General features: G+C 64.8%; 1 protein-coding gene. It reads right to left on the bottom strand.

All coding sequences use genetic code 11. The features are described from left to right. Window positions 1-446 (bottom strand): IS3 family transposase (locus B0E41_RS12740; RefSeq protein ID WP_143433812.1); only part of this gene is annotated, 446 nt, incomplete at both ends.

The raw sequence follows: 446 nt of genomic DNA, 5'->3' as shown, positions 1-446 counted from the left end.
CTGCAGGCTCCAGCCCACTACCTGACGGCTGAACAGGTCGATGACCGCAGCCAGGTACAGCCAACCCTCGTCGGTGGCGATATAGGTGATGTCTCCACTCCACAGCTGCTTGGGTGCCTCGGGGGTAAAGCGCCGCTGCACCAGGTCTGGTGCCACCGGCAGACTGTGGCGGCTGTCGGTGGTGACCACAAACTTGCGCTTGGTTCTGGCACGGATACCGTGCTGCTGCATCAACTTGCGCACCCTATCCTTGCCCACCCGGATGCCCCTGGCCAGCAGTTCCTTGTGCATCCGAGGCCAGCCGTATTCCCCCTTGACCTCGGCGTGGATGGCGCGGATGTGTGCCAGCAGAGCTTCATCGCTGTGGCGCCCGCCGGGCCTGCCAGCGATGTCCTGCGGACGGCGCAGCCAGTTGAAGTAACCGCTGGCGCTGACCTCCAGCACGC

This window comes from Hydrogenophaga sp. A37, assembly GCF_002001205.1.
GTDB lineage: Bacteria > Pseudomonadota > Gammaproteobacteria > Burkholderiales > Burkholderiaceae_C > Hydrogenophaga.
Note: the sequence above shows the minus strand (reverse complement) of the source record. Positions and strands in the feature narration are given on the sequence as shown.